19 protein-coding genes are annotated in these 20,844 nt (G+C 50.5%); 6 read left to right on the top strand and 13 right to left on the bottom strand.

All coding sequences use genetic code 11. From position 1 onward, the window contains the following. The first annotated feature begins 139 nt into the window (after window positions 1-139). Together J2T14_RS18820 and J2T14_RS18815 are read left to right on the top strand one after the other, a co-directional pair. Window positions 140-709, top strand: a complete 570-nt coding sequence (locus J2T14_RS18820) for a hypothetical protein (RefSeq protein ID WP_307473188.1) — start codon at window positions 140-142, stop codon at window positions 707-709. Next, complete coding sequence (locus J2T14_RS18815) at window positions 706-1,350, top strand: GNAT family N-acetyltransferase (protein WP_307473183.1); 645 nt, start codon at window positions 706-708, stop codon at window positions 1,348-1,350. The genes J2T14_RS18820 and J2T14_RS18815 overlap by 4 nt, the downstream gene beginning before the upstream one ends. Window positions 1,351-1,478: 128 nt before the next feature. Here the strand turns inward: J2T14_RS18815 and J2T14_RS18810 are convergent, their stop codons facing one another. Continuing rightward, window positions 1,479-2,261, bottom strand: coding sequence for a GNAT family N-acetyltransferase (locus J2T14_RS18810; RefSeq protein ID WP_307473181.1), 783 nt, complete (start codon window positions 2,259-2,261; stop codon window positions 1,479-1,481). Next, a complete protein-coding gene (locus tag J2T14_RS18805; RefSeq protein WP_307473179.1) occupies window positions 2,258-2,638 on the bottom strand; it encodes a winged helix-turn-helix transcriptional regulator in 381 nt (126 codons plus the stop codon). The genes J2T14_RS18810 and J2T14_RS18805 overlap by 4 nt, the downstream gene beginning before the upstream one ends. Window positions 2,639-2,767: 129 nt before the next feature. Between J2T14_RS18805 and J2T14_RS18800 the strand changes: the two genes are divergently transcribed. Beyond that, window positions 2,768-3,808 carry a zinc-binding alcohol dehydrogenase family protein gene (locus J2T14_RS18800; RefSeq protein ID WP_307473176.1) on the top strand — a complete coding sequence of 347 codons (1,041 nt, stop codon included), beginning with the start codon at window positions 2,768-2,770 and terminating at the stop codon, window positions 3,806-3,808. Window positions 3,809-4,102: 294 nt separating this feature from the next. Here the strand turns inward: J2T14_RS18800 and J2T14_RS18795 are convergent, their stop codons facing one another. From J2T14_RS18795 to J2T14_RS18765, 7 genes are all read right to left on the bottom strand, one after another. After that, window positions 4,103-5,023, bottom strand: coding sequence for an MBL fold metallo-hydrolase (locus J2T14_RS18795; protein ID WP_307473174.1), 921 nt, complete (start codon window positions 5,021-5,023; stop codon window positions 4,103-4,105). Between the two features lie 25 nt (window positions 5,024-5,048). Next, window positions 5,049-6,095, bottom strand: a complete 1,047-nt coding sequence (locus tag J2T14_RS18790; RefSeq protein WP_307473171.1) for an ABC transporter substrate-binding protein — start codon at window positions 6,093-6,095, stop codon at window positions 5,049-5,051. A gap of 33 nt (window positions 6,096-6,128) precedes the next feature. Next, on the bottom strand, window positions 6,129-6,893 hold the full coding sequence (locus J2T14_RS18785) for an ABC transporter permease (RefSeq protein ID WP_307473169.1): 765 nt from the start codon (window positions 6,891-6,893) through the stop codon (window positions 6,129-6,131). Continuing rightward, window positions 6,826-7,665 (bottom strand): ABC transporter ATP-binding protein, encoded by an 840-nt coding sequence (locus J2T14_RS18780; RefSeq protein ID WP_307473167.1) that lies wholly within the window; start codon window positions 7,663-7,665, stop codon window positions 6,826-6,828. Before J2T14_RS18780 ends, J2T14_RS18785 begins: the two co-directional genes overlap by 68 nt. 32 nt (window positions 7,666-7,697) lie before the next feature. Continuing rightward, entirely contained in the window at window positions 7,698-8,378 is a 681-nt protein-coding gene (locus J2T14_RS18775; RefSeq protein ID WP_307473165.1) for a Crp/Fnr family transcriptional regulator, read from the bottom strand. A gap of 353 nt (window positions 8,379-8,731) precedes the next feature. Continuing rightward, window positions 8,732-10,312: an extracellular solute-binding protein gene (locus J2T14_RS18770; RefSeq protein ID WP_307473162.1), complete on the bottom strand. Its 1,581-nt coding sequence runs from the start codon at window positions 10,310-10,312 to the stop codon at window positions 8,732-8,734. 103 nt (window positions 10,313-10,415) lie between these two features. Further along, window positions 10,416-12,716, bottom strand: a complete 2,301-nt coding sequence (locus J2T14_RS18765) for an AraC family transcriptional regulator (RefSeq protein ID WP_307473159.1) — start codon at window positions 12,714-12,716, stop codon at window positions 10,416-10,418. Window positions 12,717-13,033: 317 nt separating this feature from the next. Between J2T14_RS18765 and J2T14_RS18760 the strand changes: the two genes are divergently transcribed. Further along, window positions 13,034-15,562, top strand: a complete 2,529-nt coding sequence (locus tag J2T14_RS18760; RefSeq protein WP_307473832.1) for an S-layer homology domain-containing protein — start codon at window positions 13,034-13,036, stop codon at window positions 15,560-15,562. A gap of 87 nt (window positions 15,563-15,649) precedes the next feature. Here the strand turns inward: J2T14_RS18760 and J2T14_RS18755 are convergent, their stop codons facing one another. From J2T14_RS18755 to J2T14_RS18745, 3 genes are all read right to left on the bottom strand, one after another. Further along, window positions 15,650-16,201, bottom strand: coding sequence for a redoxin domain-containing protein (locus tag J2T14_RS18755; protein WP_307473156.1), 552 nt, complete (start codon window positions 16,199-16,201; stop codon window positions 15,650-15,652). 75 nt (window positions 16,202-16,276) lie between these two features. After that, window positions 16,277-16,900, bottom strand: coding sequence for a Crp/Fnr family transcriptional regulator (locus J2T14_RS18750; protein WP_307473155.1), 624 nt, complete (start codon window positions 16,898-16,900; stop codon window positions 16,277-16,279). 106 nt (window positions 16,901-17,006) lie between these two features. Further along, a complete protein-coding gene (locus J2T14_RS18745; protein WP_307473152.1) occupies window positions 17,007-17,561 on the bottom strand; it encodes a TetR/AcrR family transcriptional regulator in 555 nt (184 codons plus the stop codon). A gap of 167 nt (window positions 17,562-17,728) precedes the next feature. Here J2T14_RS18745 and J2T14_RS18740 point away from each other — a divergent pair, with 167 nt between their 5' ends. Together J2T14_RS18740 and J2T14_RS18735 are read left to right on the top strand one after the other, a co-directional pair. Beyond that, window positions 17,729-18,658, top strand: a complete 930-nt coding sequence (locus J2T14_RS18740; protein ID WP_307473150.1) for an SDR family NAD(P)-dependent oxidoreductase — start codon at window positions 17,729-17,731, stop codon at window positions 18,656-18,658. 166 nt (window positions 18,659-18,824) lie between these two features. After that, window positions 18,825-19,787 (top strand): NAD(P)-dependent alcohol dehydrogenase, encoded by a 963-nt coding sequence (locus J2T14_RS18735; protein ID WP_307473148.1) that lies wholly within the window; start codon window positions 18,825-18,827, stop codon window positions 19,785-19,787. Between the two features lie 69 nt (window positions 19,788-19,856). Here J2T14_RS18735 and J2T14_RS18730 read toward each other — a convergent pair whose 3' ends face one another. After that, complete coding sequence (locus J2T14_RS18730) at window positions 19,857-20,825, bottom strand: metal-dependent hydrolase (protein WP_307473146.1); 969 nt, start codon at window positions 20,823-20,825, stop codon at window positions 19,857-19,859. Window positions 20,826-20,844: the final 19 nt, after the last annotated feature.

Genomic DNA, 20,844 nt, shown 5'->3' with positions numbered 1-20,844 from the left:
TGTAACTAAAGTTTTAGAGTATTTCAATAATTTAAGTACAAAACCATTGAATACTCCTCATCTTATGGTTATATTTATTTTAGAGTGGGATATCATTTTGAGTACAAAACTACAAAAGTGAGGATGGGAGTGTAATACAATGAGACTAATACGAATTCCAGCTTTTTTGCATGATGTTTTTGGAGAGAAACAGTCTGGTTGGTCCATACTGGCGATTTTACTTTTTGGCGGAATCCTGACCACAGCGATCTATTGCGTATTTCCCGAATTGACGCACCGATTGCCGATATGGCGCAGTGCCCTGGCCTTCTTGTTTATATTCGATATTTTCTCCGGATGCATTGCGAATTTCACAGCCTCAACAAGCAACTTCTATGCGGCAAGAAGGACGAACCGGATCGTATTCATCTCGGTACATGTCCATATCATAGCGATCGCCCTGCTTCTCAATAGCGATATTGGGTATTCACTAATGGTATGGGCATATACGATTGTTGGTTCATTTATCATAAATGCCCTTATTGGGAGGCAATCGCAACGATTCGTTGCAGGGCTGCTCTTGTCTATCGGCCTGGGCTTCATCCCCCTGCTGCCCGGAATTACGCCCTATATGCTGATCATCTGCGAACTGTTTATGCTTAAAGTATTGTTTAGCTTCGCCGTCGATCATTATAACGGAGTCAAGCACAACGCCGGGGAAGAAGCATGAAGTTCTCGCCTAGCCTATCCAAGCTCACTAAGTCGGATAAACCACAATTCGTTTCGCTCATGAGCAGCGCCTTTTGCCGCGATCCCTTATTCCTGCATGTATTGGGCGATTCCGAGCTCGACTTTCAAGCAAGAAGCTATGTGACAGCTTTTGTGTCCTTTATGTTTGATAAGAGCTTTTTACTCCATGAAGAAGTGTGGGGCGTATTTGAAAACGAAGACTTGCAGGGCGCATATGTCGTAGAGAATCCGCACGCCAATAAACTTCAGAGCATACGAGGAGGGTTATTATTAATCGGGAGATTGCTTCCTTTATGTTTTCGAATGCCTCGGCAAACGTTGCATCTCCTAAACTCCTATATGCGGCTCACAAGATCATTTGCCCCAAAGCTTCCGCATCACTATCTCATTATGATCGGCGTACAGCCGGATCATCAGGGGAAGGGAGTCGGTAAAGCCTTGCTTAATCATCTGTTGCATACGGTGAATAAGGACCCAAACTCGCAGGGAGTAGCGCTTGATACCGAAAACAAAGAAAATGTGACGATGTACCAAAAGGTTGGATTCATCTTAAACAACGAAACGAGACTCGACGATCTGCCTATTTACTGCATGTTCTATCCATCGAGGATGGGGAAGTAGGTTCTCCCCTGCTTTAACGTTGCGGATATTCGATATACCTCGGACTATCGTGTCAATTTTCATAACTTCCAAGTGTTGGGCTGGGAGATCCAGCCTGAACATCCCCTCTCTTTCGGAAGCGGTAAGGTTTAATTCGTGGTTTGCTTCGTTACTTCAATATTCAATAGCCTTGTTTTCGTAACCATGCCTCCGCTCTCCAGCGTGCGTTTAGATGCTTCGTTATAATACCAGCATCCGCATATGGGCGAGATGCCGCGATCCTTGCACCATTGGCGCAATTGTACGATAATGGCTCTCCCCACTCCTTGTTTCCTGTAAGCGTCATTCGTGAACATCCCAATGCTGGCTAATCCTTCTGACAATTTGGAGCTTTCGATCAGCCCGATGCCCAGTAAGTCTGCATCTCTGTAATAGACAAACAGCTCGCCCTTTTCAATCCAGCGTTCATAGTTGTCGAGAAAATCCCCGCATACCTCTTGTACATGCCTAAGATCGCCTTGCGTTGCAAGGCGGAATATTTCGCCGTCTCCCAATCCGGTCGACAGGCTAACCAGGCTATCCTGGAAAAAGTAAGCTTGTTTGTTTATTGCAAAATCTTGATCGATGACCAGGCTTATCAACAGTTCGTCGGAGGTCGGAACGAAAATAGACTTGACCGAATGGCGCTCAAGCGCTTGAAGGAAAAGCTTCTGCGCATGCATTTGATAAGAGCGGAGGATGTAAAACTGAGTCAGCCGTTCATTGTTATGTACGGCATAATAACCGACATCCTTCTCATCGTCTTGGATCGAGTAAAAAACCGATGAAAGGATATGCTCCTCCAAAAAAGAATCGAACGGCGAAGACAATCCCTCCACATATTCCTTCACGAGATGATCAATTTCCACCAGCGTGCATTCTTTAATTATCATTTTTCCTCTTCCCCCTGTATCGCCCGATTTTCATCAAGTTTGATTTTATAGGATTCGCCCCATGCTTTCATAGCCACAATGACCGGCTCCAAAGTCCTTCCGAAATCAGTTAGCGAATATTCCACTCTTGGCGGAACTTCTTTATAAATTTCTCTATGAATGATGCCATCCCTTTCAAGCTCTCTGAGCTGCAACGTAAGAATAAACTGCGTAATTCCCGTATTGAGACGCCGGAGCTCATTGAATCTTTTCGTTCCGTGCAGGAGCTGATAGAGAATAATCCCCTTCCACTTTCCGCCGATGACATCCAGCGTTGTTTCCACAGGACAGGCTTGCATGTCGGGACTTACCCCATATTTGTTTCTTCGGTCTCCCATAACCGGCCTCCCCAAAGGTATGATTTTTAATACTATACCATAAAAATATGCGTACTTACTTAAAGTAATTAACCTGAGATATAATTCAATCGCGGCAACATTTCCTAATATGAAAGGATGAAAGATACGATGACACACGGAAAAATGAAAGCGATCGGCGCTTACCGATACCTTCCCCTCTCCAACCCGGAAAGCCTTATGGATCTGCAACTGGATAAGCCATTACCCACCGGTAGCGATCTGCTTGTAAAAGTAAAAGCAATTTCGGTCAACCCTGCGGACTTGGGTATTCGCGAAAATCATAACTATGAGGCGGAATCCCCCAAAATTTTGGGTTGGGATGCCGCTGGAATCGTAGAACAGGTTGGACCTGACTGCAGGCTGTTTAAACCTGGAGACAAGATTTATTACGCGGGCAGCGTGGCTCGATCCGGCAGCAATAGCGAATTTCACTTAGTTGATGAACAAATTGTAGGAAAAATGCCGAAAAGCTTGGATTTCGCGGAAGCAGCCGCATTGCCGCTTACTTCGATTACGGCTTGGGAAAGCCTATTCGATCGTCTAGGAATCAGCTTGAACGCAAATGAAAACAAAAGCATACTGATTATCGGAGCAGCTGGAGGAGTAGGTTCGATCGCTACTCAGCTGGCCAAGCTGGCAGGATTGACCGTTATCGGCACGGCTTCGCGTCCGGAGTCAATCGAATGGGTCAAAAGCCAAGGAGCCGATTTCACCATAAACCACAACCATCCTTTTCAATCGCAGCTTAAGGAACTTGGTATCGATACCGTTGATTATATCTTTTGCTTGAATGAAACGGTGCAACATCTCGCGAATATGGCGGAAGTCATTACCCCGCAAGGCAAAATATGCGCTATCGTTCCTACGGATAAGACTACCTGGTCGGGTAGCTTGAAGATGGACTTATTGTTTGCCAAAAGCGTAACCTTTGTATGGGAGTTCATGTTTACCCGTTCCTTGTTTCATACGGAAGATAGGATTAAACAACATGAATTACTGAATAGCCTGGCGGATTTAATCGATGATGGAAAATTAAAAACGACACTCACCGAACGCCTGGAACCCATAAATACAGCAAACCTGCGCTTGGCGCATGATAAGTTGGCAACGGGGAGATTTATCGGAAAGATTGCTTTGGAAAATTTCTGATGATCACCAGGGGTAATTTTATAATGCGAAAATGATGAAAAGCACCCCATGATATTATCCCCTTTGAGCAGACAAGTGCTTAAGAAGAGCACTACAGTTTACTTGGAGGGGATTTTTTTGGGGTGAAATGCGAAAGACCTCTATACGTATTAGGCATTCCATATCAGCAATTTCAGAAGAAATTAAATAACCTTAGTCCGTTGGAATACCGAACTAAGGTTGCTTAGTGCTCTAATTTCATAACTGTTTACTTGACGGGGCAACTTCGGGTGCCCTTCTTTAAGCGGTTGTCCACTACTTTAATTCGAAGACCATCAAGTCGCGACCGACCGAGATCGGACCGGCGTAAATTTCGGCCATCCCCTCGATATACGCTTGCTCCGCCGCCGGATTCGCCGCCGGCGCGGGAATATGATGCGTTAGCACGAGATGCTTGACTCCCGACCGCTGCGCGATGTCCGCCGCTTCCAGCGTCGTCGTATGATACTTCGCGGGGTTCGACAGCGCCTTCTCGTGCTTCGGATATTGTGCGATCAAGGCATCGAGCCACGTCTTGTTGTACGCTTCGTGAACGAGCAGATCCGCCCCGGTCGCGTGTTTCTCCATGTTGGCCACCGGAATCGTGTCGCCCGAGATAACGACCGTCTTGCCATTATACTCGAACTTGTAAGCGATTGCCGGATAGACAGGGCGATGGTCCACCTCGAAGGCGGTAATCCGGATACCGTCCTTGTCGTAGATAACGCCCTCGTTGCATTCCGTATACTCGATTCGCGAGCCCGCTTCGTCCGATAAGTTATAGCTGATTCGGAGCTTGACGTCGAACTCGAAAGACTCCCGCATTTTGCCGATGATCGCCTTCGTCGTCTCTGGCCCGTACACCTGCATGGGCACCGAACGGCCTTCGAAGACACGCTCCGCAGTAACATGCGTGCGCCAGCTCGTGATAAACACGTCGAAGAATCCGCCGTTATGATCGTAATGGTGATGGGTGAACAGGACATCGGATATCCGCTGAGGCATGATGCCCGCTTTGATCAGCTGGTCCACCGTAGCGCCCCCGCAATCGACGAGGAACGCCTTGTCTCCCGCAAGCACCGCGGCTCCAGGCTTCGCTCGACCATAGAAGGCGCGTGGAGAACCCGTTCCGAGCAGAACGACGGTCAGATCTGGATGATAGTCTGGCCGCAAATTCTCTTGTGGTTGGATATACATCGCTATCGTCCCTCTCATCTTCGGTTTATTTGCCTTCCTGCGTCTCCTTCAGCAACGACAGATCGTACAGGCCTGCCAGATCCAAGCCGTCTGCTCCAACTCCCTTCACGTAGCCGGCATCGACCGCTACTTGGGCCATTGTCTTCATGGCGTCTTGGTCGATGTTCATTGTCAGGGTTAGATGCGACAGCGTGGCCTTGATCAATTCCGCGTCCAAGCCCTTGCCCGTCAGTTCCTTCAACTCGTCGCCGACGAGAGAATACGTGTCGTCCGGGCTTTCCTTAATGAACTTGATTGCGTCCTCGTTGGCGAGAAGAATGGATTTAGCCAGATCCCGATGATCCTTCAGGAAGTCGTCGCTTGACACGATGATCGTGAGCGGATAATTCCCCTTGTTCGGCGGAATCTGATCCCACTCGACGGCAATATCGCCGAAGCCTTCGTTCGCGATCTGCGTACCCCACGGCTCCGGCAATAGCGCCGCGTCAACCTGACCTTGCTTCATGGCCGTCAGCGTATCCGCCGGAGCCATTGCGATGATTTGCACCCCGCTCTTGTCCGACGTCACCTTCAAGCCCTGCTCCTGAAGCAGCAGACGGAGAGAGATCTCGTTCGTGCTCCCCTTAGTCGGGATGGCAACCAGCTTGCCCGCCAAGTCCTTGACGCTCGTAACGCCTGAGCCCTTCCTCGCCACCAGTACGGCGCCGCCGTTGTTCGCTCCGGAAAGAATCTTGATGTTCCTGCTCCTTACGTATTGGTTGATGACTGGGCTTGGCCCGACGTAGCCGATGTCGACCTGGCCTGTCGCCATCGCGGTCGATAAGTCGGAGCCGTTGTTGAAGCCCTGAACTTCGATCTTCACATTAGCGCCAAGACGCTCTTGCAGGTAGCCCTTCTTGATCGCTACGAAAGCCGGAGCATGGGTCACGTTCTTGAGCAACCCGATCTTCACCGTAATGGGGTCGGCCGATCTGGAGCTCCCGTTGCTCCCCGGACTAGAGGAGCCGCAGCCGGACAGCAGAGCCAGAATCAAGACGACCGCAAGACTCGAATAAACCGAATTTTTGATCATGGATTATTCTCCTTCCCTTTTTCCTAATTAAGCTTACGTTTTGGCAGCATTCAGACCGTACTGGGTCCAGATCCGGTCCTCTATGCGCTTGAATACGAGGTGGTCAGAGATCGTGCCTAGAATCGCGATCACAAGCACGATGCATAGCATGAGGGATGTGTCGCCAAGGCTCCGCCCCTCCTCCAACAGCTGCCCTAGTCCAATGCCGCGCGCGATAAGCTCGCCGGAGACGAGGGCCCGCCAGGCGAACGCCCAGGCCATGCGCATGCCCGTAATGAGCTGAGGGATGGCGGCGGGGACCATCACTTGGTAGAAGAGCTGAAACCCGCGGCCCGTTCCGAACATCTGCGCCGACTTCAGATAGATCGGAGGAATGTTCTTGATCCCGCTCCGGCTCGCAATCGTCATCGTCCACGTCGCCCCGATCGTCGTGATGAACACGACGGCGAAGTCGTTCAGCCCGAACCAGATGATAGCGAAAGGAAGCCAAGCGATGCTCGGCACGGTTTGCAAAGCGACGACGACAAAGCCGAACGTCTCGTCCAACAACCGGCTCCGGGCGAACAGGACGCCGAGTGTCATGCCGATAACGCACGAGAGGACGAATGCGATGAAGATTCGCCTCAAGCTGCTAAACGTCGCTTCGAGCAGTTGCCCATTCGCGATCCCGTCGTAGAACGTTTGCAGCGTCTGCAGCGCCGATGGGAAACGCCAGCCCCAGTGCATCGTCCTATATGCCGTCTCCCAGATTACTAGCAGCAGAATGAGAAAGAGGGCTTTTCTCCAGAGTGTAGTCATTGCCGTATTCCTCCTTCGCCACCTTCTCCAGTTCAGCGGCCAACGTATCCATGATCTGACTCTCGATATGGTGCAGAACGGAATCGCCGGGCTCCCGCGGCCGGGCTGCCCATACGCGGAATTCCTTCTTGATCCGTCCCGGCCGAGTGGACATGACGAGCACCCTATCCGACAGAGTGACCGCCTCCCGGATGTTATGCGTAATGAACAAAATGGTCTTCCGCGTGTTTAGCCAAATCTGCTCCAATTCCTTGTGCAGCAGCAGCCTCGTCTGTTCGTCCAGTGCAGCGAACGGCTCATCCATGAGCAGAATCTCCGGATCCATGACGAGCGCCCGCGCGATCGCCACCCGCTGCTTCATCCCGCCCGACAGCTCATGGGGATAGCGGTCAGCGAACTTGCCCAGATGGACTGCCCGGATCTGCTCCATGGCCTGTTCGCGGCGCTCCTTTTTTTTGATTCCCTTTTGCTTGAGACCGAAAGCGACGTTCTCCAGCACGGTGAGCCAAGGATACAGCGCATGGTCCTGGAACACGACGATCCGGTCGGGCCCCGGGGCCGTGACTTCCTTGTCGTTCGCTTCGACCCGGCCGTGATCCGCCCGCTCCAGCCCCGCCACTAAATTAAGCAGTGTGGACTTGCCACAGCCGGAAGGGCCAAGGATAGAGACGAACTCTCCCTCGCCTATCTCGAAGGCGATATCTTCCAGCGCGGTGTAGCCCGCTCCGCCCCGTTGCGCAAACGTCTTGCCGACTCCTTCTATCCGGATCATGCTTCATCCCCTCCCCATGGCCTTCCGTATCGTTACAAGTGCTGCTGGAACTCGTCGGTATCGAGAATGACAACCATCTTCTTCTCATAGCGAATGATGCCATCGTCCCGCCACCGGCCCAACGTCTCCGTAACCGTCTGCCTGCTGCAGCCGATGACATAGGAGATCTCCTCATGGCTGAGCGGAAGCGTGACGACCGTCTCCTTCCCCGTACGAACTCCGAGTTGCATTAATAGCTGAGCCAGCCTCCAGGCAACCGGTCGCGAAATGAGCGTCTCCACGTACCGCTGTGTCTGCAGCAGACGGCGGGCGTTGGTCACCGTCAGCGCATATAGGGCATCCGGATGTCTCTTCAGCAATCCGGTAAATTGGTAAGCCGGAATCGAGAGGATACGGCTGTCCGTGATGCATCGCGCATAGCGTTGTCTCTTCTGCCCCGTCAGTACCTCGGCTGCGCCGAATACCTCGCCCTTGTGGCGCAGGAACAAGGTAATGCTCTGGCCCTCTTGCGCAAATTGCGAGATCTTCACCAGTCCGTCCCGGACGAAATAGATCTCCTGACTCTCTTCCTCGCCCCTGAAAATAAAGGAGTTCTTCTTCATGTCGCGAGAAGTGCCGAATTCCTCGAAGAGCTTCGCCAGGGCGAGTTGCTCGGCTTCGCCGTTATTTGTTGCGGTTCCTTCCGAATAGGAGGAAATACCCTCTGGGCCCATCGCCGTCGCGCCCCTCTCTGGCCGTTTGGTTAATTCAAAGTTTACTTATCGGTATTTACGATTATAGATCATGGATTAAAACAAAAACAGTCGGCTAGCCGACAAAATATTAGCCCTATCATTGCTTTATTTGCCGCAGTCGGTAGTGGGGGCAAAAAAATAAGGTAGTCCCGAAGGCCGGCAAGGCCTTAGAGACTACCAATAATGTGTCCAACCGAAAATTTCCCACTGCTTGCGGGAAGGCTCACCGTATCATCTATAGAGCGAAATCGAAAGAAACCCGGTTGGGCGCCCTTTGCAGATTGGGGCCAGGATCGGATGACGGCTGTGGACATCGGTGGCTTGGCCTTTACCTATTTCGCGGCATGCTGGCTATACCAGTCATTGGCTTCCTGCAGCACCTGAGCTCCGCCGGCCGTCATAAACTCCTTGACGAATGTTTCAAAGTACTCCAATGGTTCGTCGTCTGTAAGGATAGAGATATAGGCTTTGTTTTTCAGCTTTATTAGTTCAGGCCCGTATTTGATTAGGGAGGGAGTGGCTACCGTAAGCGTATTGTAGATTCCGTCCTGATCGAGGCCCAAGGTTGCAGCCCATTTCTCTCTTCGTTCCGTAGGCATAAGGGGCACGGTCATGCCGAGCCCAGTGCCGATCGTGTTCTGATAGCTGAACGCCTTGTCGTAAGGAGGAAGCAGAATAACATCTTCCTTGGAGTCGCTGGCCCACTGCCAATGCGTTCCCTGGATCCCATACTTCAACGTAGCAGCTTCATCCGGATCGGGATTAGCGCTGACATAGTCAAGGATTTGAAGGATCGTCTCCATCTTGCCCGGCTCTTTGGCGGCGTCTGCTCCAATCGCCGCGAAGCTCATGAGCATGTCATAGCCCTTGGAGCCGCGCTTGCCATCCGGTCCGCTAAAGGGCTGCCCAAACACAATTCGGGCTTGCGGATTTATAGCGGTTAATTCCTTCACGTTAAACGTCGCTTCAACGGGGGTCTCATTGCCATTCGAATTCCATGTTAGATAATCGCCGTCTTGAATCCAATGATAGTAATTGCCCATGGAGGTCATGCCGATCGTTCCATTGATAAAGGAATGGGAGAGATGCTTGTACCCTCCCTTGTTCTCCCCCGTAATAAACTCCGGATCGATGACGCCGTCCCGGTACCACTTGCTAAGATATTGGAGCGCTTCCTTCATCTCCGACTGCAAGGCGCCTATGACCAGCCTTTGGTCTTTTGCTCCGAAATAGAGCTGGTCGGCGAAGACGATCTGCCCGAAGGCGCCGAAGACGACGTTCATCCCTTCACTGGACAGACCGTGCGTATCCTTTATGCCGTTGCCGTCCGGATCCTCATTCGTGAATGCATAGACGACCTTCTCGAAATCGGGCAGCGTCCGAGGCACCGGCAGGCCGAGCTTATCCAGCCAATCTTTGCGATAGACGACGGGAATCCGATAAATGTTTGTGGGATTGATGACTGGAATTCCATAATATTTTCCATCTATTTTACCGTAACCCTGATAGTCTGGCGCGTTTTCCCGGATTGCCTTCATAATGTTCGGAGCGTGCTTAGCAAGCATTTCCTCCGAAATTTCGGCCAGCACGCCTTGCTGTTGATATTTAAGAATATCCTGAGGCTGCCTGATTCTGAACAAATCGGGAATCGAACCCTGAGCCAGCTTCAAGTCCAGGAGCGCTTCATATTTATTGTTCTCCAAATTCCAAAAGTCCAGATCGACATTGAACATCTGTTCCACGTACCGAACCATCTCCGCGTCTTCGGATACGGGAAGGTTCTGATGCATCGTCCACGAGATATCGTACCTCGAGCCGCCGGAAGCTCCCGGGGCCCGTAAAGGTTCATTATCGGAGGGAGGCATCCACTCCCACGTACAGCCGCTGACTATGACTAGCAATAATGGAACCATGAGAAAACCTCTATCGAAGCATCTGCGCCGTAACTCCCTCTTTTCCATACGACAACCTTCCCCTCTTAGCATCGGGCCCTTGGTCCCGCCTTAGCCAAAGCGACTACGCTTGCTCAGTAATGTTGCGCAAGTAATTCCCCGGCGTGCACCCATGCATTTCTTTGAACTTCTTGATAAAATAAGCCGCCGTTGCGTAGCCGACCGTATTCGCAATTTGCTCGATCGTCATGTTGTTTTTCTCGAGTAAGGCCTTGGCCCTCTCCATCCGATGGCTGGTGACGTAGTCGGTATAGGTGACGCCTATCTCTTCCTTAAATAGCTTGCTTAAATATTTGGGACTGAGAAACACCTTCGTGGAAACCGCCTCCAGGGACAGATCCTCCGAGAGATGGCCATGGATGTATTGCTTGGCCGCTTCAATACTGGAGACCGCTCGATCGCTATTCCGTTTCTCCATATGAACGATGAAGGTGGTTGCCGAGTCCACCAGCCAATTTTGAAAAGAACGGATATCGTGCAGCAAGGCGTACTGGTTATAGAGATCCAGACTCTCCTGCTCAGGGTGCTTATATCGGACACTCTTCAAATATTCGGAATAGACGAACACGGTATTGACTAGAATAAAGCGGCAATGATCAGCCGAATACATGCCTTCCCGCGTAGCGGCGACCAGTTGCTCTACAGCCGTTGCAAACTCCCGCGGCTGCCGTGCGTGCAATTTATCTTTGAACCTTTCCAGAATGGCTTGCGGAATTTCATCCGGGCTGTTCTCCCGATCCAGCAGCTTGCGGTCGTTCAGAATGGAGATCTCCGGCAGGAAATAAGCGTATTTCATAAAGGTTTGGGCCTCTTTATAGCTCCTATGAACGTCGGTCATCTCCTCCACCCAACAACCCCATGAGATTTGAACATCCAAGCGGAATTGTTCACGGCTCTCCGATATTACGAATTGCGATATTCGTTCCAAAGGATCGTCGCTCTCTTGATTGCCGCAAACAATTACGACAACCTTCTTGTCCGGAAGCGCTTCGGCAATGATTCGGCAATCCGGCAGGGACGTATCTTCCAATTGGTTGATGATCCCGTACACCGCATATTGCATATTCCTGGAGCTTATCCCCGCAAGAGCCTCACTCGAATCCAGAATCAAGCAGCAATAGCGATTGTATTCGCCGATGCCTAGAAATGGACGTTCTTCTATCCATTCTTCGCGCGTATAGCCATTGCTGAGCAGGTTTAGGACGACATTATGTTTAATAACCGACCTATTGGCTTCCAGCGTCTCTTCCAGGCTGTTGACTTTATCGTTGAGCTTGACGAAGGCCGTGTCGATAAGCCTGTATTCATTAGTGACATGGTCGGGCGCATGGTCCGATAAGCCTCTTATTTTGGCCGTCAACCGCTTGATCGGGCTGTAATTCGCCCTTGCCAGAATTCCGGACAACACGATGCCTATCAGAATGGCTAACAAACAGATGCCTAGGATGAGCTTCTGTATGAAAATCGATTTTTCATAGAAAGAGCCGGAAGGCACGACGCTATAGATTTTCCACCCGGTCGATGGAAGGGTCTGATAGGAAACGACATGGGAGGTCTTCTCAATCGTACCGCTAGTGCTCCCGGCCTCCTCCCTGATCATGCCGGCGTCATAATCGCTCCGAAAACCCAGCTTTCCTTTATCTACAGCAGATATGAGGTTGCCGGAACGATTCAGAATAAACGTATCTTCATATTGCGAAGGCATCATATTGCGAATTATCTCGCTTATCGCACTTTCCTTCACGTCGATTGCAATGAAGACGTCGCTGTTCTCGCCTGACGCTTGAAAGCCATAGCTATGCGCGTAAGTCAGCAAGGCATTGCTTCCGCCGTCGAGCAGGTTGGAGTACGTATCTTGCGGAACCAATCGGGTCGCCGTCCAGAGACTGCTCTGCTTATTGCCTCGCATCCCGTAGGTCCAGTCCGCCAAGTGGGCCATGCGGCTATCTTGATCGGCATTGAATTTCAGCCCGTAGAGCGACGACAGCAAGACATTTTGTCCGGGGTAATACAGATGTACCGCCTGCACGACATCCGAGTTGCCGATGACTTCCGATTTAAGCAACTCCTGCAAATCGATTACCTTGCTATGATTGTTCTGAAAGGAAGAGTCGGCAAACAGCCGTACATTTACGTTTTTATTGAGGGATATATCCAAATAAATCTGCTGGGCCCTCTGGAGCACTGCCGTTTCAATCGTCTGGGCCGTGTTCTCCAGAATCAACCGGTTGCCGTTGCGCAAATCTTCTTTATAATTTCTCGAAAAATAAATATAGAAGATCGAGCAAAGCAGGAGCACGACGACGAGCACAACGGATATATAGGAAATGGCCAGGTTAATAAATACGGAATTCCATTTTTTCATGACGTTCCCCCCATCCTTCCGAAAGTTTCCCCACTCTTCCCACTCAATTATCCAGTATTTTTATTATACGAATGTAAAACGGCATCCGCATTTTATTTGGCGAGTGTAAAATAGTAGCCCTATTCCTCCTAAAGTGATACAAAAGGGAAATTGTTATATTGATTCATGGCGTGCCCCGATGCTACATTGAGACCGATTCCGATCCCGTATGGAACGGCAAGCCGCTCACTCCTTGCAGGATTCGGTTCAATATAACAAACGATAGGAGTAGATTCGATTTGAAAGCCAAATCCAAAAACAAGCTGTTATCGTCTACGATGGTCGCGTTGCTGCTGTTGAATCCCGTTGCGGCCAATACCGCCATGGCGGCGCCAGCCGACTCTTCGGTAGAGCTGCCCCAGGCTCCGGCATGGGGGCACTTCGTCGACAGCTACAAGAACAACTCCCCCGCTAATAAGACGGTCGAGTCCAACCCGACGATCGGAATGCTGTCCGGGTTCCTGGATCTCTGGACGCCAGGATCTTCGTGGGATAACGGCACCAAGCTGAACAGCGAAGTGCTGGACTACAATATCCAGTATGTGGCGGATCTTGCCGAAACCCGTACAGAGGAAGAGGAGATCGCGGCTTATTACGACGACCGGCGCAACCAAACCTACGGAGCCGTTGAAGGTCTTGGAACGCTCTCGGACGTGTACCGCGAGAAAACAGGAACGTTCACCACCATTACGAGCATCCCGGACGATGCCACGACGGTCAAGTACAGTGACGGGAACGGAACCAATAAAGGCGGAAATTCGGACTCCGAGCTCGGCAAAATGGTCGACTTGATCGGCGCGTTCCGCGGCAACTATGCTTCGACTACGCAGGCTAAAAACTTCTACAATTATATGCGTCCATGGCGTTGGCTAGATACTTCTGTCATTGTGCCTACGTTAGTTCCTGTGAGAAATACCGCCACCCCGGAAACGGATGGCGGCTTCCCGAGCGGTCATACAAATGCCTCATATCTCGCTTCACTGGCGCTTGCCTATACGGTGCCTGAACGGTTCCAGGAGATGCTGACCCGCGCTTCCGAGATGGGCAACAGCCGGATCGTTGCCGGCATGCACTCGCCGCTTGATGTCATAGGCGGACGCGTCATGGCTACGGCGCTGGCAGCCGCTACTCTGGCTGACCCGGATAATGCGGAGCTTAAGCAGGACGCATACGACCAAGCTCATGACATCCTGTTAAAAGAAACCGGCACCGCGGAAGATCGCTTCAGCGATTATGACAAGAATAAAGAGCAATATACGGAGCGTCTGACCTACGGCTTTGCGCCGATTGCTTCCACGACGGAAGCCATGGTCGTTCCGAAGGGCGCCGAGGTGCTGCTGGAGACTCGTCTGCCTTACTTGAGCGGCGAGCAGCGTCGCGGGGTTCTGGCGACAACCGGCCTGCCGTCCGGCTATCCGGTGCTCGATGACCCGGAAGGATGGGGACGTCTGAATCTGTTTGCCGCCGCAGACGGATACGGCGCTTTCAACAGCGACGTTACCGTGACGATGAATACTTACGGGGGCGGCTTCCATGCGGCGGATAGCTGGCGGAACGATATCGCCGGCACGGGCAAGCTGACGAAGGAAGGAACCGGCACCTTAAAGCTTCTGGGCGGCAATACGTATTCCGGTGGCACCGAACTTAACGCCGGTACGCTTGAGGGTGGTTCGGCCACGGCCTTCGGCAGCGGCGATGTGCTCATTAACGGCGGTACGCTTACAGAGAATGTAACGGGCAAGATGACCATTGGCGGAAACCTCACCCAAGCTGCCGGCGGTATTCTGGTACTGAATATGGCCAGCGTCAATGATGGAATCGAGAGCAACGGTGCGGTCAATGTGAGCGGAAAATTACATGTGAACTTCACGGATAATTATGTGCCAAGCAAAGGAACCATTACCCTGATCAGTCATGACGCGAATCAGCGGACAGGACAATTCACCGATGTTGAGATCAACGGGTTGCCAGGCTCGTACAAGGCTAAGGTTGTTTACAACTCTGACCGAATTGTGCTGAACGTTTCTGCCTCGACAAACTCCGGTTCGGACTCTGGTTCTGGCTCTGATTCCGGATCAGGTTCGGACACCGACACTGGCTCAGGTTCCTCTAACGATACAAATGATAATGAAACCGAAGGTTCGCAGGAACCGGCTGCTAATGTGAATCCGTTCCGATCGAACGTCGTTAGCCGGGAATCGGTGCTGAAAGCGGTGAGCGACGCTATCGCCGCAACGAATAACGGGAACAAATCGTTCAGCGATACCAGCAATCATTGGGGCAGCAGCTTCATTGCGAAAGCAGTCAAGATGGGTATCGTAACCGGCTATGAGGATCATACGTTCCGTCCGAACGCGTCTGTCACAAGGGCGGAGTTCGCCACCATGATTGCCCGCGCGATTGCGCTGACGCCAAAACCCGCCTCAGCCGTCTTCAACGATACGGACTCAAATTGGGCAGTTGGTTACATCGGCGCTTTGGCGGATAAGGGAGTCGTAGCCGGTTATGCGGATGGCAGCTTTAAACCGACTGAATCGATCTCCCGTGCCGAGATGGTAGCGATCATTGCCCGCGTACTGAATCTCGACGCGTTGGCGATCGTCGAACCGGCAAGCTTTATGGACGTGAGCAGCAGCCACTGGGCTGCGAACGAGATTGGGCTGGCGTCCTCGGCCAATCTCGTGCAAGGGATGTCCGCCTCTTCATTCGCGCCTAATAGCACGACTACTCGCGCTGAAGCGGTGACGCTCGTTATCCGCGCTCTGGAGAGCGACAGCAAGGTCAAGGCGTTAATTGAAGGGTTGTAAGAAAATTCTCTAGATAACAAAGAAGAGCGAAATGACTCATTTGACGATGGGTCATTTCGCTCTTTGCCCTATTCATAGATCCTCGCATTAACCGGCTGCAAAAGCGTCTATCGCCGCAAACTGCAGATGGTCGGTGAGAAGTTGACTGTAATGGACGGTATGCAAAATTCCATTCCCGTCGATTAAAAATTCAGCCGGGATTCGATGGAAGTTGCAGTCCTTCTCGGGGGTAAGCTCGAAACCGGCGCTTGCAGCCTCAGCGATAAACTCATTTGTCCGGGCGTCGGCCAACGTTGCCTGCACTTTCTCTTCGGAAGTCTCGATACCGTACAAATCATATAGGACAGCCGTTGGATCGGCAACCAGCGGGAACGGAGCGTTTTGAGCCCCTACGAAAGTTCTCATGTTGGCTATGGGTGATTCGAACACTGCGATGACGTCCATGCCTTGATCCTGCCACTGCGGGTTTCGGCCGATAAACCGGTGCACTCGCAAATTACACAAAGCGCATGCAGAGAAACGGAAAAAGGAGAGCAGCACTTTACGACCTCGATAGCTTTCCAATGCTACGGGGGAGCCATGAATGTCAGTAGTAGCGAATGTTGGGGCGATCATACCCGGTTGAAGTAAGTGAACCATAGAAAGTACCTCCTGAATTTTAGGTAAATGAGTTGCATCTCCATATTACCAAGAGGTGTGTGCGGCCTCCGTGACTTAGTCACCTAACAGTGATTCCAATTCCACGCGGCGAACAATTCGAATCCAACCCCGTCCCGACTCGATCCACCCCTGTTGCCGGTAGCGCCGCACCGCGCGGCTTACGACTTCACGAGAGGAACCGATCTCTACGGCTAACTCATGATGTGTCATGTTCAGCAACGGCTTTCGTTCCGAAGAAGTTCGCAACAATGCTTTTGCCAGCCGAGCATCCAAAGATTCCGACCGACGCCCGTCAATCTGCTCGCTTATGCGAAGCAAGCCATCCAGCAAACCACCGAACACGGCACCCCGAATTTCCGCGTGCGTCTGCAGCCAGCCGAGGAAACTTTGTTTTGCGACAAACAGTGCCTCGACTTCCGACTCCGCCGTTATAGTCCCAGGGTAATCGCGGCCGCTGAGACCGCTTAATACGAGAAGGGCACACACCTCGCCTGCCGTGAGCGTGCTTATGATAGATTCGCCGCCATCCTCCGCGATGCGGCTGATGCGAGCGGTGCCGCTTAGCAGAAACATGCCGTGGTCTGCCCCCTCCTCTCGCTGAAAAATGCAGAATTTAGCAGGGAACTTCCGGATTGTAGGCCGTGCTTCGACCCATTCCTCGGGAGTAACTACTCTCAAACAAGGAAAAACATCCAGTACCCGCGAATTCAGAAAATCGATACCATGCAAATGTTTCACACTCCTTCAGCCCACAAAACTTACCGTCACTTATGGTTCACCGCCCCTAAATAAAAATCAGGTCCAGAAAAGAATCGATGAGATGGATCGGGTTATCCAATCCTTTTTCAGATTCGGAATGCTGGGCGGAGTGCAATTCAACCAGGCCATGAATAAATGCATACATAATTGCGGTTGATTGCGTTGGGGATTTCCGAATATTACCCGCCTTTTCCAAACACCTTTCCACAAGCTTAAATATCCCAAAAGCAGAATAGTGTAAGTCAGGGTATAGCTCCTTATCCCAATGCTTTCGGAACATCAAACGGTAATGCTCCTGGTTTTTGACCCCATAATCGAAATAAGTATACAAAATGGCATATAAAAGTTTTCGCGGATCGTTTACGCTTTCGATTATTTTGCTAATATTGCCAGTCAGCATTTCAAAATTTTCAGCCACAATAGCCGCAAGTAAATCCTCCTTGTTTTTGAAATGTCTATACATGGCGCTTCGGGACAAGTTCATTTCTTTTCCAAGTTCTCGCATGCTAATGGCGTCAATGCCTTGATCATCAATCATTTGTCTGGTGATTTGAATCAGCTTTTGTTTTGTATCGTTCATAATATCCTCGTATGATATGGATTTAAATAACCACGCCCTAAATTTTACATCAATATGTTGACACCGTCAACTTGATGGGTATATAATCGCCCCATGTTGACAGTGTCAACATTGGGGCTGTGTTGATTCAAGTAATGGCAGTCAAACTAAAGGAGAGTGTATAGGGAATGAGTCAACGGAAACAAACGGTTATCATTACAGGCGGAAACTCGGGATTAGGATATGAATGCGCTAAGAAAATAGCTATGGATGACAAAAATTATTTTGTGGTGATCGCTTGCCGCAACGGGGCTAAAGCCAAGAAAGCAGCAGACTCATTAATTCAAGAAACCAATAATACAAACATAACCACCTTGGAGCTCGATCTGTCATCTTTGGCATCCATAAGAAATTTTGCAAGCAACTTTTCAAAAATGGATTATCCGCCCTTATATGCACTTGTTTGCAACGCAGGCGTACAGTTTATCGATAAAACGCATTATACAAAAGACGGGTTTGAAGCTACCTTTGGCGTAAATCATCTTGGACACTTTCTATTGGCGAACCTGCTGCTTGAACAAATGACGCATTCGGGCAGAATCGTGTTAGTCAGCAGCGGAACCCATGATCCATTGAAAAGGACGGGAATGCCTGCACCCGTTTTTGCCGACCCCCGCCTATTGGCCTATCCTGACCAATCGAGCTCAAACGAAGCTATATCATTAATCGGCAGACGCCGCTACACCACTTCGAAGTTATGTAATTTATATTTCACCTACGAGTTGGCTGATCGAATAAAGCAACAAACCGAAAAGAATATTACCGTTAATGCTTTCGATCCGGGAATGATGCCAGGCACGGGGCTTGCTCAAAGCTATACACCGTTTATGAGATTTGTTTGGAAATATATTCTGCCTGTTTTAACGTTATTTTACCCGAATGTGAATACGGTGCGTCAGTCCGGGAAAGCTTTGGCTGCTCTCGTAACTGATAGCAGGCATAATCAAACAACGGGGAAATATTTTGAGGGCAACAAAGAAATAAAATCCTCCGTACTCTCGTATAACAAGGGGAATAGGAAACAGTTATGGAAGGCTAGCGTGGAGTTGACAAGTTAATTAAAACGGAAACGATTCTAGAAGAATCCAACAAGCCATTCCTCAACCGATTGCGCGTGCAGCCTGCCCTTAATGAATCTCCCGGCTCGGTTCTTGACTTAAGTCAATGCATATAAACATCCCCCTGGTTACAATGTAATCATTACTTAACCTCAGGGGGAAAGCCATGAAAGCCATGGTCCAAAAATCGTATGGTCCACCGGAAGTGATTGTCCCGCAAGAAATCGCGAAACCGTCGCCAGGAAACAAGGAAATTCTCATACGTATTCGAGCTGCCAAAGTAGGGCCGTCGGACTGCGCTTTCCGCAAGGGCGATCCGCTTATGATTAAATTGATATACGGGCTGTCCAAACCGAAATTTGCAATTGGAGGAATCGAATTAGCCGGAGAGATCGAAGCGGTTGGCAAAGAAGTAAAGCATTTTAAAGCGGGCGATCGCGTTTTGGGGATGAGCACCAAAAACTTCGGTGCTTACGCCGAATATAAGTGTCTTTCCGAAGAGAGCCCTCTTGCGGTTATACCTGACAGCATCGCATTTGATGAAGCGGTCGGCGTCTGTGACGGGGGCGCCACCGCATTGACCTTTCTAAGAGATAAGGCAAAGCTGCGAAAAGGACAGAAAGTGCTGATTAATGGTGCTTCGGGGGCTGTCGGCATCTACGCCGTGCAATTGGCCAAATACTATGATGCTGAGGTAACCGGCGTTTGCTCTGCCGTCAACGAAGGTATGGTAAGAAATGCAGGGGCTAATTTTATTATCGATTATACCCGGGAGGATTTCACGAAGGCGGACAAAGCCTATGATGTCGTTTTTGACGCTGTGGGCAAAAGCTCCTTCTCGGCATGCAAGCGTGTACTTACGGCCAAAGGAATTTATTTGACTACCGCACCCAAGCTGTCTGTCGTTTTACAGATGATGTGGACGTCCCTGTTTAAAGGCAAACGGGCTGTTTTTGCAACGGCAGGTCTTATGCAAAATAAAGCGAATTTGGCGTTTCTCATGGAACTCGCAAGAAATGAAACGCTGAACGCAGTTATTGATCGCCGATACCCTCTGGAGCTCCTTCCGGATGCCCAAAAATATGTAGAGACCGAACGAAAAAAAGGTAACGTAATTCTTAAGCTCTAAATCAGCCGTCGCAAATGCGCAACAGGGGCACCTATCGGGTGCCCCACGGTCTAAGCAAATTGAAACCCCTTAGGAAAACGGAGGTTCCCACAGCTTCTTCTTCCACCCGAAGGTGTTCCCGGTCACCTGCAAATGGTCATCCAAGGTTATATCCATTCCGAAAGGAAGCTTTTCGCCATGCCGAAAACGGACGTCCCGCAGCTCTACCTTGTAACCGTTCTGAATCTTTTGACATGAAATGTGAACACGATGCGCAAATGCAAGAAAGCTGCGGACGCCGTCACTGCCCATGACCGCTTGAACGACATCGTTCCGCTCTCCCTTATGGAATATCGTTTCTTCCCTTAGATGGGTGCCCCGGATCGAGCCGGCAATATAAGTTTGATCGGTTTCGTGAACGTATCCCCATTCGTGGGGCAACCACTTGGGAATTAAGAAGGAATGCCCATCGACGCCATAACGCCTTCGAACGACATGCAGCATCAAGCGATGAAGCACAATGCGGTATCCAATAAAGAGAAAGGTTAGAGCGAACAAAAGAGGGAATACAACCTGTGCCGCCATGACGCCAAACAGCCATAACAACAAACCCACTAAATGAAATCCGAAAATGACAGGGTCAAAAATGGGGGTGGCATCGCCATGAAACCATTTCCTTGAGATCGGCCGGAAACATTGCACGCCGTACGCATTGAAGAAATCGAGAAAAACATGAAGCACGACACCGGCCATTGTCCAGAGGAACAGCAGGAGCATATAATCCCAAGCATGAAAAAGATACGCAATCAAAGGAGTAAGTAAAACCGGCCAACCCGCTAGCATCGGCAAGGAATGGCTGAATCCCCGATGATGCAATAAGTATGCCTCATGTCCGCGTATACGAATGGCGGAATCGAAATCGGGAGCATTCGAGCCGGCGATAGCCGCTGCAAATAATCCGTACATAACCGTCGATTGGTCGCCGATGGCCGGATCGGATAAAGCCATTGCCAGTCCGCCTAAAGTAACGCCGAGAAGAAGATGGCTTGCGGTATCCATATCAATCACCTCATCACCG

The organism is Paenibacillus harenae, from assembly GCF_030812415.1.
Lineage (GTDB): Bacteria > Bacillota > Bacilli > Paenibacillales > Paenibacillaceae > Pristimantibacillus > Pristimantibacillus harenae_A.
The sequence above is the reverse complement of the archived record's forward strand: the minus strand, read 5'-3'. Positions and strand labels throughout refer to the sequence as shown.